At 52.2% G+C, this 14,325-nt stretch carries 10 protein-coding genes; 4 read left to right on the forward strand and 6 right to left on the reverse strand.

Annotated features, from left to right (window positions below):
- The first annotated feature begins 261 nt into the window (after positions 1–261).
- On the forward strand, positions 262–1,785 hold the full coding sequence (locus H6585_03120; GenBank protein MCB9447319.1) for a hypothetical protein: 1,524 nt from the start codon (positions 262–264) through the stop codon (positions 1,783–1,785).
- Between the two features lie 135 nt (positions 1,786–1,920).
- Here the strand turns inward: H6585_03120 and H6585_03125 are convergent, their stop codons facing one another.
- Both H6585_03125 and H6585_03130 read right to left on the reverse strand, forming a co-directional pair.
- Complete coding sequence (locus H6585_03125; GenBank protein MCB9447320.1) at positions 1,921–3,591, reverse strand: T9SS type A sorting domain-containing protein; 1,671 nt, start codon at positions 3,589–3,591, stop codon at positions 1,921–1,923.
- Positions 3,592–3,822 (reverse strand): hypothetical protein, encoded by a 231-nt coding sequence (locus H6585_03130; GenBank protein ID MCB9447321.1) that lies wholly within the window; start codon positions 3,820–3,822, stop codon positions 3,592–3,594.
- A gap of 696 nt (positions 3,823–4,518) precedes the next feature.
- Between H6585_03130 and H6585_03135 the strand changes: the two genes are divergently transcribed.
- From H6585_03135 to H6585_03145, 3 genes are all read left to right on the forward strand, one after another.
- The gene (locus tag H6585_03135) at positions 4,519–6,546 is read left to right on the forward strand and encodes a hypothetical protein (GenBank protein MCB9447322.1); all 2,028 of its coding nucleotides are present in this window, start codon (positions 4,519–4,521) and stop codon (positions 6,544–6,546) included.
- 53 nt (positions 6,547–6,599) lie between these two features.
- A complete protein-coding gene (locus H6585_03140) occupies positions 6,600–7,352 on the forward strand; it encodes a hypothetical protein (protein ID MCB9447323.1) in 753 nt (250 codons plus the stop codon).
- A gap of 69 nt (positions 7,353–7,421) precedes the next feature.
- Positions 7,422–9,026 (forward strand): amidase, encoded by a 1,605-nt coding sequence (locus H6585_03145; protein MCB9447324.1) that lies wholly within the window; start codon positions 7,422–7,424, stop codon positions 9,024–9,026.
- Between the two features lie 12 nt (positions 9,027–9,038).
- Here the strand turns inward: H6585_03145 and H6585_03150 are convergent, their stop codons facing one another.
- The 4 genes from H6585_03150 to H6585_03165 all read right to left on the reverse strand — a co-directional run bounded on the left by H6585_03150 (position 9,039) and on the right by H6585_03165 (position 14,228).
- On the reverse strand, positions 9,039–9,815 hold the full coding sequence (locus tag H6585_03150) for a hypothetical protein (protein ID MCB9447325.1): 777 nt from the start codon (positions 9,813–9,815) through the stop codon (positions 9,039–9,041).
- A 63-nt stretch (positions 9,816–9,878) separates the two neighbouring features.
- The gene (locus H6585_03155) at positions 9,879–10,178 is read right to left on the reverse strand and encodes a type II toxin-antitoxin system RelE/ParE family toxin (protein MCB9447326.1); all 300 of its coding nucleotides are present in this window, start codon (positions 10,176–10,178) and stop codon (positions 9,879–9,881) included.
- A 2-nt stretch (positions 10,179–10,180) separates the two neighbouring features.
- The gene (locus H6585_03160) at positions 10,181–10,387 is read right to left on the reverse strand and encodes an addiction module protein (GenBank protein ID MCB9447327.1); all 207 of its coding nucleotides are present in this window, start codon (positions 10,385–10,387) and stop codon (positions 10,181–10,183) included.
- A 400-nt stretch (positions 10,388–10,787) separates the two neighbouring features.
- Positions 10,788–14,228 (reverse strand): PKD domain-containing protein, encoded by a 3,441-nt coding sequence (locus H6585_03165; protein MCB9447328.1) that lies wholly within the window; start codon positions 14,226–14,228, stop codon positions 10,788–10,790.
- Positions 14,229–14,325 lie beyond the last annotated feature (97 nt).

Consider the following 14,325-nt stretch of genomic DNA (forward strand, 5'->3'; position numbering starts at 1 on the left):
GTTAAATGGGTTGGTTCAGCGTGTCCGTTTTAGGGTCAGAAGAATTTATTTGTTTGGATTTTGGTAGTGATGAAATGGACATCTCCCGGGCCTTATTCATTGCCCTCTCTAATTCATAAATACCACCATATTCGGGACCATGCCGGATGTCAGGGAAGCTCCGATTTATCATGAATTCGAAAATTTCTGCCACGGAAAGTTTTGAACTTAGTATCCCATTTGTTAAATAAATGCTATTATTGGGATTCAATCTGGTGTAGCATGGCAAAGTCTAGTGATCTTTTCGATTTGATTAAGTCGCTTTCCGGTAACGAAAAGCGGTACTTCATGATGTACAGTTCGATGCAGTCGGGAAATAAGAAGTACGAGCGGCTGTACAAATTGATCGACAAGCAAAAGTCCTATGAGGAGGAAGAGTTGCTGAAAGCATTTGCCGGTGATCCGATGGTGAACCAGTTCTCGGTGGCGAAGAACTACCTCTACAACCTCATCCTGAAAAGCCTCGAGTCATACTACGACAGTATTGAGACCGGCATGCGCAGCCTGATGACACGCATCGAGATTCTCTTTAATAAAGGACTCTACAAGCAATGCAGGTCGCATCTCGAACGGGCCAGGAAGAAGGCGCAGCGGTATGAGTTGTACCAGTATGTGGCGGAGATCAACACATGGGAGGTTAGCACCAGCAGCCGTTACCTGAACGTGCATAAGTTCCGGAAACAGCAGATTGAAATTTTGGATGAGGTGGGTGAAGGCATTCGTCATTTGTCTGAGGCCAATCGCTACCGGTTTGCCAGACAGATGATGTATGATATCTATCTGAAAGGCGGATTTGAAGGAGTGGATGAATCCGAACCGATCATCCGGGATAGCGTAAAGCTGCTTACCACCAAGCCGGGAGACAACCTGTGTTTTTATGCCAGGTATCAGTTGCATGCCGGATTGAGCTATTACTACCTGTCGCGCAAAGAAGTCGACAAGGCGTTTCAGGCCAGCCAGGATGTGATTGATCTGATGCATGCCCATCCGGACCAGATTGAGCTTGGCGCCAGAAACTATATCATTTCCTGTACCAACCACATGCTGATGATGTTCCATCAGAAGCGGTTTAAGGAAATCCTGAAGTTGTCTGAAAAGGTGAACAACCTGCATACCTGGGTGAAGCAGGTGCGTCATTCGGTTTCATTGCAGGTGCTGATCTTTGAATCGGGCCTTTCGTACCAGATGACCGTTTATACCACTGTGGGTGACGTGAAGAGCGGACTGGCCATTCTGCCGGAAGTGGAAAGGGGATTGAACCTCTACAAAAGGCGAATGAATACGCAAAGCCTTACGGTGTGGTGGTTCAATATTTCCATCTTGCACTTCCTTGCAGAGGATTATAAGACCAGCCTGGTTTGGCTGAACAAGATCTTCAATGAAACCATCACCCACATCCGCTCGGATTTTGTAGTGGCTTGCCATCTGCTCAGGTTGGTGTTGCACTATGAACTCGACAATGAATCGTTGTTCCCGTATCTGCTGCGTTCTGCTTACAGGCAGTTTGTGAAGTTACCGTTGGATAACAATGTGACGGTGATGCTGGTTAACAGCCTGAAGCTGATGTTTGAGACCACCAAGCCAACTGAAGTCAAGGATACGCTGAAGAGCATCCGCGACAAAATTGACGCACTCAGCGATCACCACGACATGAACGTCATCCTCATTTATTTTGATCTGAGGCAATGGATTGAAGGCAAGATCCGGCGTGTGCCAATGGTTAAGATCATGCAGGAATCCCTATAAAAAAAGCGGCTCTTCATTGAAGAGCCGCTTTTTTTTGCAACAAGGCTAAACTTGGTTTGATGTTCTGCAAACACAGCTTGGGTAGAATCGGTGGTGCAACCGGTGCCTTGCTGCTACCCTAACCTAAAGGGTTTCTTATCTGACCTTGGTTACTTTCATGGTTTTTTCCCAATCCTGACCTTGCATACGCATCAGGTAAATACCTTCTGCCTGATTGGCCAGTGAGATGTCTTCGCTGACGGTGCCGTTTTGGGTGGTCACCTCTTTGGAGAACAACTGGTTGCCCAACAAGTCCATCACAGAGATGGTCACTTTCTGGTTGCCCAGGTTGGTGGCGAACAGGTGAACCTGATCGTTGGTTGGGTTGGGGTAGTAGGTCAGGTTGTATTTCTTGGAAATTTCATCCGTGCCAACGGTGGTTGTGGTGTTTAGGCGCAGCAACGGTGAGTTGGTGATCCAGTACCATGTGGTTCCGGTAGAAATGAATGTGGTCGGTGCGATATTCGGGTCCGGCTGATTGGTTGTCAGGTCGTCACCGAGGCGCAGGAAAGAACCGTTGTCAAGACCGAAGACCGCGATAGAAGCAACATAGGTGCTGTCCATCATTACGTCGCCGGGGGTAGCGAACGGTACAGTGATCCATTTACCCAGGTCAGTGCTGTCGATATCGCGCAGATCCGATTGGGCCACGGGCGATGAACTGAAATCACCAGATGCGGAAATCTTGTAAAGGTTGGCGAAGATCGACAGTCCTGAACCTATGTTGGTCGTATTGGCAACGTAAAACGTAATGGAGCGGGCCAGGTCATCTGCTGAGAATTCGAAGATAAGACCTACTTCAGAACCATCTGCAACACAGCACAGGTAATTGTCCGGACCAAAGGCATTGTTCAGAACACCGTTGTCGCGTGCAAATACGGTGTCAGTCACCATGAATGTGCTGGATGAGCTGTTGTCGCCCGGATTTTCTTCTGATTCTGTTTGCTGTACCGTGTAATTGATGGTGTATTCACCTGTATCTGCTGCGGTGGCACCGGGAGAGAAGGCATTGGTGATCTCCAAGGTATCGGTTACGTTAGGATCCAAAGAGATGCCGGGGCTGGTTTGGCTGTAAACGCTGGAGCCGCTTTTTTGGATGTCCACATCAAGTGTAACATTGGTTTGGGTAGCGGAACCGTTGTTGAATACTTCACCGCGGAAAGCGATGCTGGAAGTGGAAGCCTGACGCAACGGCATTTGTGAATAATAACCACCGTAAGTGTAGTTGAAGTCGGCAGCTGTGTTGGACAGCTGAACGTCATTCGCCGCACCTTGGGTCAGGGCAACATCATCAACGGTCCAGTAATAGTGGGCTGTGTTGATCAGGTGGAAACGAATCCAGACTTTGGATTGACCTGCAGCCACGGCGGAAATGTTTACTTGTGCCAACACCGGGTTGGGGCTGGAGGCATTTACGCCTACATCACTTACCGGAAACTCTGTCCATGAAGTGCTGTCGTTGCTAACCTCCACGGCCAAACGTGAAGTGAGCTGGCAGCACCAGCGGTAAGCATGTTGGAATTTCAGAATCACAGAACTCTCGCCGGAAAGATCCAGGGCTGAGGTTTGGAAGAAAGCATCCCATGGGGTATCACCCAATGCGTTGGCGCATGCAACATCGGCGTTATATTTGTTGCCGAAGAATAGCATGTAGCCATTGGATGCAGTGGTAGATTTGAATGCAAACTGGTTCACATATACACAAGAGATGGCCGAGTCGGTGGAATATTCCCAGTCGTTGCCTGAGCCATCGGTGTTTTCCATCATCTATCCGGAGGGGAAGCCGCTTGCAAAATCCCAGTACATGCCTGTGATTGTGTCACCGAATGCCTGAATACCTGCTGTGGCGTTTTGCACATCTTGTGTTTGCTCATTCACCAGATCAGTCTTGCTGATCGCTCTTTCAACCGCAGGGGCCTTGCGGATCACCTGGGCTTGCACACTGCCGGCAAACAAAAGCAATGCGATGGATAGTACTTTCGTGTAATTGTGTTTCATTACAACAATTTTTGGGGATTAGACTTACTTACTACTAATAGACGCGGAATGTACGGATGGCTGGTCCGAACGCGTGCAAATGTATATCTGCGCAAAAGCCAGCACAAACCGCATCATCCCTCTTTTTTAGTATTCCGCGCATCGGGAAAATATGGTTTTCAATTCGAGTGAAGGGTGATTGTTTGGGTATTGTTACAAGATTGTGTTGAAATATTTGGCCTTAATGTCATTCTTGCGCTTGTACATTCCGCAGATTCTTTAAAAGCCAAAACAAATGTGGAGGCAAATGTGGAGGGTAGAAAACAAAAAAGGCTACCGGAGAGGTAGCCTTTTTAAAATGTCACGCCGAGGCAAGCTTTGGTGTAGAGTCTCAAGTGTGTGTAGTGTGCTTTGAGGAGTGAGCCTAGAACCGTCGACGCGACATATTTTTCTCTGAAAACAGAATATAAAGAGCGAAATTTAATAGATTTAATCAGGTGAGTACTCACTGTCTGTGAAGCAATCAACGGTACAAATGTATAAGGTATTATCATACGTTTCAAACAAAAGTAGAACTAACTTTAGTATTCCATTTTAGCGTATCTGTTGAAACTATTGCCAGTATTGTATCTATGCCCGAAAAAGCATTCGATTTCCGATGGCCATGCATTCGCCCCCTGATTTATTTTCGTATCATTATCACCTGGCAGTGATGGCATGAGGATCCGGATCATTACTTATATAATTGCCTTGTCTTTGTCAGGTGTGGCCCGGGCCCAGGTGCCTGATTACACCCCAATTGATGGTCACGCTTCCAAGGTACCGCTGGGCGCCTCTCTTTCCGTTAAAAAACTTTCCAATTACCTGACTTCACCCTATGATGATGATGAGGCCAAAGTAAGAGCCATCTTTCATTGGGTGAGAAGCCACATAAGCTACAACGTGCGGGCGTATGCCAGAAACAAGAGAAAGCGTATACCCCCGGGTCGGCTGCTGATTCGCCGCAAGGCCGTTTGCCTCGGTTATGCGGAATTATTCAAAGCGCTCTGTGAGGCCTCCGGCATAAAGACAGAAGTGGTGGTGGGGTACGACAAGGGTAGCAATTACGAACCCGGCGACCATTTCATCCGCGATGACCATGCATGGAACGTCGTGCAGGTGAATGGTACATGGCGACTCGTAGACCCCACCTGGAGTGCCGGCTATATTTCCGATCGGCGCAAAGGACTTATCCCACGCTTGCTCATCACCCTTGGAGTTGAACTGCCACCCAGGTCACACTTTGAAAAGGCACCTGTTGATCTGTATTTTCTTACCGATCCCAAAGTATTCGCCGAAGACCACCTGCCCTCCATCTGTGAATGGCAACTGCTCAATCCACCCGTGCCCATGCGTGCGTGGGAGCATGACAGCCTATCATTTTTCTTTGCCACCCCCAACGCATTTCCGCCGGCTACATGCGAACCGAACGACAGCCTCCTGCGCCTGGCTGATCATCGCAAAGGCGCCATTATCCCTGCACTGCAGGCGCATGCCTTTAATCCATTCAACAATCGCGTGATGGCGGAAGGGCTTTACAAACATGCGACTGAATTGGGTCGGGATGCAGCAGGGGTGATGGAAGATGTGTCGGGTGCAGATCCGATCGCAACCTACGATACCGCCATCGTGCGCCTGAAGCTGGCCAAGCAATATTATATGTCTTACCGCACCGATTGCCGCGAAGAACTCAAATCGTACCGCGATAAAAACCGCGATCTGTTCAAATCGTCCAACGAGCTGCTTAACGAACAAATCCGGCTCGATAAAGGACTCATGCGCGCCCTGAGCCGCCACATCGCTAACCTCGACCGCGGTGGCGAACAGCACAGAAAAATGAGGGATGCCCTCGCGGCAGAAAACAAAGCGGTGCGCAAACTGCGGCTCGACCAGACCCGCCACAACCGCAAAGAACCCACCCCGGATCAGCTGGCCGAGCGCGACCAGCTGCTGCAAAGTATCTACCTCAACCACGATACGGCCAGCTCGATCGTTCGCGAAGACAGCACCCTGATCCGCGTGAAAATTCCCGAGCTCTACACATTCATGCAGCGCGACCGGAACCAGCTCGATAAAGACCGCGACCACATCGTAGCACTCATTGAAGCACGCACCGACCTGCGCAAACATTTTTCGTTCCAGCGAGAAGATGAACTGAAGGCGCTTTCAGACAGCCTGAGCTACCTCAAACTCTACGGTGCCTATCTCAGCAACAATGTGCGAGAGCAATTGTATGCCTCCATCCTCAACCAAAAAGAACGTATCAAGGAAGATGGAAAAGCCACCCGCGAACTGCTCAAGACCAACCTCGACATCGTTCGTAACCTGAAAAAGCTGAGCCAGTATGACATGGGCGAAGATCAGCTATACAAGGAACAGCTGGGGAAACTGATGGCGGAAAATGAACAGCAGGTGACCTACCACAACCAACAGATATCGGACATGCGCTCCGAACGCATATCCGCTTCCATCGAAAGGAAACGCCTCTACAGTGAGATTAGGTTATTGGAAAAGGAACGCACCGAAGAACGGAGGCGCTTCGGGCGGTTCAATACGCTCTACAACAACCGCCACGCAAACGAGTACTCGGTCACCACAGCTGCCATGCAGGCCATTGGCAAGTTGAGCGGTATTTACCGCGACCGCATCTCCAAAATCCGCCAGGCCCAACGCAAGGAAGAAGCCCGTGAGCGAAAGCGGAAATAATCCCGGAACGAAGTACCCAATTGGTTATCTTCGGCCGGAAATCCAACCCTTATATGCAGGCCAGGGATATACATGAAGTGATCACATTGCTGGAAGGTATTATTGCCGATGCCACGCATGCCGGAAGTCCGCTCGGGTATTTCCCGGCACTTTACAAAAGGGTGACGGTTTCCGTGCGCGACAAGATCAATGCGGGTTATTTTGATGACGGCCCAAGGATGGAACGCCTCGACACCACATTTGCCAACCGATACCTGGCAGCATACGATGCATTCCACAGCGGTAGAGCCGACAGTCCTTCCTGGCAGCTGGCATTCGAAGCGGCCGGTCGCCGTGAGCTCATCGTGCTGCAGCATCTGTTCGCCGGGATGAACGCCCACATCGGCCTCGACCTGGCCATTGCCGCCGCCGCCGTTGCACCCGGTGATTCCATCTATCAGCTGAAGGGAGATTTCTTTAAGATCAATGAGGTGCTCGGGAACCTGGTGAACACGGTGCAGGATGAACTTTCCGTCATCTGGCCCATGATGCGATGGATCGACCGCATCGGTAAACGTATGGACGAGAGCCTCGCCATCTTTAGCATGGATGTTGCCCGCGATGCCGCATGGCAACTGGCCTGCGAGCTCGCTGCTCTTCCCGATCAGGCCGCAAGGGATGCTGCCATCGCTGCCAAAGATGTCCGCGTGACCGCTTTCGGAGGGAAGCTCATCAACCCCGGATTTTTGCTGAATGTGGTTCGTGTGGTGGTCCGCCTGACCGAGCGCGGAAATGTACCGCACAAGATATCCACGCTGAATGCCTGACCCTCCTGTGCCAGGTTGCACACGTGAAGGGGAGGTCTTACATTAGCGCGACCAAAACACCCTCTTGTCATGAAAAACATCCTTCGCCTGCTGGCCCTGACCGTGCCGGCCCTCTTCCTTTTTTCCTGTGAAAACAAAGCGCCGGAAACGTCTTCCGGGCCCGTTGTGACTGAGGCAGAACCCGCAGCTTTCGCATACGAGGAGTACACCATCGAACAACTCCGCGAAGGATACCGTGATGGCAAGTTCACCATTGAAAGTGTGGTGAAGGCGTACCTCGATCGCATCCAGGCAGTGGATGATGACGGGCCGCATCTGAATGCGGTGATCCAGGTGAACCCCGATGCACTTGCCATCGCGAAGGCATTGGATGAAGAACTGAAACAGGGAAAAGTGCGCGGACCGATGCACGGCATTCCCGTTCTGCTGAAAGATAACATTGATACGCATGACCAGATGGAGACCACCGCAGGCTCACGTGCGCTGCTGGGATCACACCCGTTGAACGACAGCTGGGTGGCTAAGAAATTGCGCGACGCCGGTGCCGTGATCATCGGGAAAACCAACCTGAGCGAATGGGCCAATTTCCGTGGTGACCTGTCCAGCAGCGGATGGAGCGGCGTAGGTGGTCAGACCAAAAACCCGTACAAGCTTGATCGCAATCCGTGTGGCTCCAGCTCCGGTTCGGGTGTGGCCGTTTCGTCCAACCTGTGTATGGTTGCTATCGGCACCGAAACCAACGGATCCATTGTGTGCCCATCCACTGCGAACGGCATTGTAGGTATCAAGCCAACGGTCGGACTGATCAGCCGCTCCGGTGTGGTGCCCATCTCATTTACACAAGACACACCCGGTCCCATGGCACGCACCGTTACCGATGCGGCCATTTGCCTGGGCACGATGGTAGGGGTTGACAGCGCCGACAGCAAGACGGCTGCCAGCGAAGGACACTACCTGACCGACTATACGCCGTTCCTGAAAGCGGACGGACTCAAAGGCAAGCGCATCGGGTTGTACAAAGGAACCTATGGTGTGAACTTCAAGGTGGATACACTGATGGAACAGGCGGTGAAATTCCTGAAGTCACAGGGCGCAGAGGTCATCGAACTCGACCGCATTTCAGATGCCGATGCGAACGGACCTTCCTTTGAAGTGATGCTGTATGAATTCAAAGACGGCCTCAACAAATACCTGTCTTCACTCGGTCCTGATGCACCCATCAAGAACCTGGAAGACCTGATCGCTTTTAATAAGAAGGACAGTGTGGAGCTCAACTTCTACAACCAATCCCTGGTGGAAATGGCGCAGGCGAAGGGCGACCTCACCGACGCAGCATACCAGAAAGCGCTGGCAACCATGCACAAGGCCATGCGTGAGAACGGCATCGACAAGGTGATGAAAAACAACAACCTCGACGCCATCATGGGCGCCACCGGTTCACCAGCCTGGAAAACCGATCACACCAACGGGGATGCGTTCCAGGTGAGCAGTTCATCTCCTGCCGCTATCGCCGGCTACCCGAACATATCCGTTCCGATGGGCAACATCGACGGGTTGCCGGTGGGCATTTCGTTCTTCGGACGCGCCTGGAGCGAACCTGTGCTGATTGAGATCGCATACGGTTTTGAGCAAGGCACGCACCAACGGATTGTGCCGAGGTTTTTGCCGGAGTAGCGGGCGGGTAACCTATTTCGGATACCGCAGGGAACGGCGCAACGACCAGCGCACCCGGCGTCGTTGTTTCTTGGCGAGATCTTCCTTTGAATAGGCAAATTCTTCGCTGCGGCCCAGTTGCTTTTCTTGTTTGTAGGCTTCGGACATCGTATGACTGATCTCGTGTACACCTATGAGGTAATAGTATAACCGGAGCGTTCCGGGATCCCATCTTTTCTTGTATTTGAGCAGGGTGTCCGCATCCTTTCCCTGAACCACAGATTCGGTAGAGTCCAATAGCAGGAACAGGCTTTCGTGGTCAAGGTTCATGTCAGGATGTTTCATGTACCGGAATGAACCGAGAAAGACCCGGATGGTGATCTCTTTGCGCACATTTCCACCGTCATGCTCAGGAATCCAGGTGGTGTCTTGTCCGACTTCTGGGTTTGCGTGTCCTCCAATCAGATGGAATATTTGGTCTTCGTCTTTTCTGAAACCTATATGGTCACTCACTTCCAGGGTAACATGCGATTTGGTTTTCAGCAGGTGCACCAGCGCTTCTTTGCCACGGGGTGTGACCCACAACGTGTTCAATAGGTTTTTGGCTTTCTGGTTGGTGTTCGGACTGAAAGCCAGCTTGCGCGGAGAAAGCACTTCAACGGTGAACGGATTGCCCTGCTTGGTGTACAGCGTACCCTTCAGGCCGTCGTAAGCGTGTCGCCCCGGCTTGAACGAGGCGGTCAGCAATAGCACCAGGCAGGGTAGGGCGAAGCGGGGAACCGGGGTGAGATGTGACGTCCATTTTCTCATCTTAGCTATGAACGTTGGGCCCATGCATCGGGTTGCATGATTGAATTCCCCTGTTGCGATGGTTTACTTTCTTTTCTTCCAACCCTCAGGATTCAGGGAAGTGTGGAATATGGCCAATACCGTTACTTCCCGTCCCTTTTCGTCAATGGTAAAATGAACCATGAAAGGAAATTTCTTCAATGGAAGGCAATGTATGTTCTCGTAGCGAATCTGGAAGAATGGATTGGTCCTGAGTTTGGAAAAAGAGGTTTTTACCTGGGCGTGGAACTTTCGACCGAGACCTGGTTGTTGTTGATTGTACCAGTCAATGGCGTGCTGGATATCACTATGTGCATCCTGCTCAATTTTGATCTTGAAGGACATGCCTAGTCCAGCCGGAAATCATCCTTTACCTTGTCCCAATCAAGAAGCCGATCGGGGTTTTGAGCTGATTTTTTCATCCGCTCCCTTACGATGGCTTTGTGCTCTTCGGGAATATCAGGTTGCTCGGTTACCTCTAAGCCCAGTTGTTTGATCAGTTCCACAAAAAAACCGAATCGCTTGTCGGGTATTTTTACGGTCACTTCTTTCATGGTTGTAGTCTTTGATCACCCGGTGCAATGTCTGAAACGGGGGCAACATTGCTTTATCGCTATAAATGTACGAAATCAGGAGATGAAATGTTTTGTGATGAAAAAACATCAAGCTCGTAAGCCGCAAGAACAAGCGACGAAGCCCGAACCCCTGCCATCTAGCCCCGATAGAAGCGGCACCCTTTGAAGAGGTTTGCTTGTCCGTCCGGAGCGTAGCGTAGGCGGGTGGTTTGTTGTTTGTAGTTGGTGAAGCATTCTCCGAGCCAAAATTGACAAGGGTATAGCGGATAGCGGGACGGCAGTTTGAGAGAACGATAAACGTACCGCTTCAAACTACCCAAAAGAAAAACGGCTGCCAAGCGGAATGGACAGCCGTTTTTCTCTTACTTCCCTGGCAGCGTTAGTGGCTGATCACCACGTGATGGGAACTTTCTTTCAGACCATTCATTACCTTCACTATGTAGTTGCCACCCGGGAGTTGAGTTAAATCGTAACTGAACAATCCGTTCACCGTGCTGGAGTAGGTGTGGTACAGTTCCTGTCCGAGCATGTTCATCACCCGGATTTCCACCGTTCTTGCACCGTTGTTGTCGAACTTCACATACAGCCTGTCTTGCGCCGGGTTGGGGTACACCGTTACTGCTTCATCCTGGTTCGGCATGTCGGGTAGGTCGGTGCAGGTTACGCTGGCGATTACCGGCGTACGGGCGCTGGCACATCCCTGCTCGCGTACTTCCCAGTCGTAGAAATAGTAGTAGTATCCGGTGGGATCGGTTCCCGCGCTGGAGCGGTTGATGGACACCAGGCCTGAGAGGACATACGGATACGACGGGCTGTCGCTGTTGCGGTAGAGGTCAACCGGACTTCCGTCATCGGAGATTTTGATGAAGTAGTCGGTTCCGGGGTCAAGGTTGAAGCCGAGGTTGATGCGGCTTGCACCTGCCGGGAAGTTAACCACCGAGCTGGCCACCACGTTGGTGGTTGCATCCTGCACTTCCACGGTGCGGTTGCCGGCCGTGTTGGCATATACATACACGCTGTTGATGGTGGTGGGGGCGAGGATGTCGAAGTACAGTCCGTGCGTGTTGCCGGAAGTGTAATATCCGCCGCCGCCGAATGTGTTATCCGTGGGGCCTACATTTTGCACGGGTCCGATGGTTTCTTCCGCCACATAGAAGGTGTCGGTGGCGGTTACGTTCGGACTGTAAGTGCTTCCGGTGTGCAGCAGGTTGCCGTTGGAGGAAGCGTCGTACCAGTTGAGGCTGCCTGTTCCGGAACCTGTGGCGGAGAGGTTCACTGTGCCGGCGCCGCAGATCTGGCCGTCGGTGCCTGTGGGCGGATTCAGGATTTCAACTGTGATATAGGAAGATTTGGTGGTGGAGTTGGAACCGTTGGAATTGGAAACGGTCAGCTTCACGGTATACACGCCGCTGGTGGCGTATGTATGGGATGGGTTTTGCTGGGTGGATGTACCGCCGTCGCCGAATTCCCATGCCCAGGTATCGGGTGAGGGCAGGGATTGATCTGTGAATTGCACGGCGCCGCTGCAGCTCTTGGTTACATTGGAGGTGAATTCAGGCAGTGGAGGTCCTTGTGCATATGTGTCTGTTTCCCATATGCCGCGTCCGTAGGTAGCGGCTCTGAGCTTGTCGATGCCGTACGCGATTTCCAATTCGCTGATCTCAACCAACGGCAGGTTGGCAGTATAAGGAACCCATCCGCCCGTGTTGTCATCCCGGTAGTATATACCTGGGGACATGCCCACGTAAATGCCATTCTCCGCATTGTCATCCATGACCACACATTGTGCGGCAACGGCGGGAAGTCCGGCTGAGATGTTGGTCCATGTGCCGCCTCCGTTCTTGGATTCGTACACCTTGGAGCCGGTGTTGGCCACTATGACGTGTTGCGGGTCGTCGGGATCCACGGTGATCCAGTTGACGTTGCCGGTAAGGCCGCTGCTGATGCTGGTCCATGATGGGGAGGCAGCGGTGGCGTTGGATGTGCGCCAGATGTTGTTGTCTCTTGAGATGTAAATGTAATCGCGGTTGCTGGCGGCGATGGCGGATGCATCGATGTTGCCGCCCACGGTGATGGAGCTGGTTACGTTGGTCCATGACCCGCCCTCACCTCCGTTGGTGTGGCGGTAGAGGTCGGTAAAGCAACCGTAAATGATCTTGGGGTCCACCGGATCCATCAGGTAGGGAGTGACCCAGTTGCCCTGGTCGGGTGTGGTGAGGTTGGAGCGGGTTTGTCCTTTGTCTTTTGACTTGTAAAGGTCACCATAATACAAAGTGCCGTAATGGATGTTCGCGTTGGTATGATCGATCATGACCTCCATGCCGTCCGCTCCCATCCAGTCTACCCACTGACCTTTGGACACCATGGATGAAAGTCCGTTGTCCTGTGCGCCGCCGGCGAGTACGTAGGGATCGGTTTTACTAGTGGCCATTCGGTAGAACTGGCGGATGCCGGTGCCGGTGGTGAGGTCGGTCCAGTCGCCGCCCTGGTTGGTGCTTTTATAGATACCGCCGTCGGAACCGGAGTACATGGTGCCGTTCACATACATCAGCACTTCCACATCTGCGTGGTTGTAGCCGATGCTGTTGGGCAGGCTCCAGTAGGTTTCGATGGTGAAGTCGGTACCGCCGTTGGTGGACTTCCAGCATTGGATACCGGCGATGTGTACTTCTTCGGCATTGGAGGGGGAGGCACAGATGGCCATGTCGCGGCTGGCCTGGCCACCGCTATCGCTGCCGTCATCTGCATAACCGAGGTAGTTTTTGCTGGAGCTGTTGCGAACGGTGAAGCTGGTGCCGCCGTTGGTAGAGCGGTACAAGCGGCCGTATTGGCTGCCGGATTTCTGCAGGAGGTATACGTATTCGGGGTTGGCGGCGGTCACGGCCATTTTCATGCGTTCGCTGGTGGTGAATCCGCTGGTGATTTTGGTGAAGTTGTTGCCGCCGTCGGTGGAGCGGTAGTAGTCGTCACCGCATGCGTGGATCACGCTTTCGTCACCGGGTTTGAACTCCATGTCTTCGATCTTGGCGGAAAGGATCTTGGTCCATGTGGTACCGCCGTTGGTGGATTTCCAGATACCGGAGGATGCGGAAGACGCGAAGACCAGTCCGGGTGTGTTTTTGCTCACCAGCACCCGTCGGATGTTGCCTGAGAGGCCGGTGCCGGTGGCGTTCCATGTGGTGCCGCCGTCGGTTGTTTTCAATACTTTGCCTGCGGCGTTGCCCAGGTACACGGTGTTTACATCATTCGGGTCGATGGTCAGGGACCAGATGGTCATGCTGCTCATGTCGTCTCCGACGGGTGTCCAGTTGTTGGCGCCGTCGGTGCTTTTCCAGACACCACCTCCGGGTGAACCGATGTAGATGAGTTGTTGGTTGGTGGGTTCCACGGCAATAGCGATCACGCGACCTACGCCCGGGTTGTATCCCTGGGTGCGGTTCCAGTAGGTGGGACCCAGTTCTTCCCAGTTGGCTGCCTTGATTTCCGAGGTTTTATTCAGGCTGTTTGAGGCCCATTGTTTCATGAAGGCCTCTGTTTCTGCTGCGGCCTGGGCTTCACTGATCACATAGCCGTTGTTGTCCAGCTTGCGTCCGTTGCGGTATTCCCATCGTTTGAAAAGATCGTAGCCGGTTTCCCCGTCGGTACCTACCTGTTTGAAATACTCGTTTCCGGCGTCGATCACCTCCTGGTAGTTCACGTGTTCCTGCATCATCAGGTCAATGAACTTCTGGGCTTTTGCCTGCATGTTGAAAAGGGTGAAAATGGCCAGGATGAAGGCCCCTTTTGTCATGCCGGGGAGGTTGGGATAGCGGTGTTGCATACGTATGGGTTTATTAAGCACTGTCCGTTCCAAATGATTGGACGGGCCGGTTGTTTACACACTTGGTTAATTAATGGGGGAGGAAATCGTTCAAACT

Source organism: Flavobacteriales bacterium, assembly GCA_020635855.1.
Classification (GTDB): Bacteria; Bacteroidota; Bacteroidia; order JACJYZ01; family JACJYZ01; genus JACJYZ01.

Excerpts from the sequence above, each read along its gene's own strand:
- H6585_03125 (MCB9447320.1), bottom strand. The coding sequence starts at position 3,591 with ATGATGGAAAACACCGATGGCTCAGGCAACGACTGGGAATATTCCACC.
- H6585_03165 (MCB9447328.1), bottom strand. The coding sequence starts at position 14,228 with ATGCAACACCGCTATCCCAACCTCCCCGGCATGACAAAAGGGGCCTTC.
- H6585_03150 (MCB9447325.1), bottom strand. The coding sequence starts at position 9,815 with ATGAGAAAATGGACGTCACATCTCACCCCGGTTCCCCGCTTCGCCCTA.
- H6585_03140 (MCB9447323.1), top strand. The coding sequence starts at position 6,600 with ATGCAGGCCAGGGATATACATGAAGTGATCACATTGCTGGAAGGTATT.
- H6585_03145 (MCB9447324.1), top strand. The coding sequence starts at position 7,422 with ATGAAAAACATCCTTCGCCTGCTGGCCCTGACCGTGCCGGCCCTCTTC.
- H6585_03155 (MCB9447326.1), bottom strand. The coding sequence starts at position 10,178 with ATGTCCTTCAAGATCAAAATTGAGCAGGATGCACATAGTGATATCCAG.
- H6585_03130 (MCB9447321.1), bottom strand. The coding sequence starts at position 3,822 with ATGAAACACAATTACACGAAAGTACTATCCATCGCATTGCTTTTGTTT.
- H6585_03120 (MCB9447319.1), top strand. The coding sequence starts at position 262 with ATGGCAAAGTCTAGTGATCTTTTCGATTTGATTAAGTCGCTTTCCGGT.
- H6585_03135 (MCB9447322.1), top strand. The coding sequence starts at position 4,519 with ATGAGGATCCGGATCATTACTTATATAATTGCCTTGTCTTTGTCAGGT.
- H6585_03160 (MCB9447327.1), bottom strand. The coding sequence starts at position 10,387 with ATGAAAGAAGTGACCGTAAAAATACCCGACAAGCGATTCGGTTTTTTT.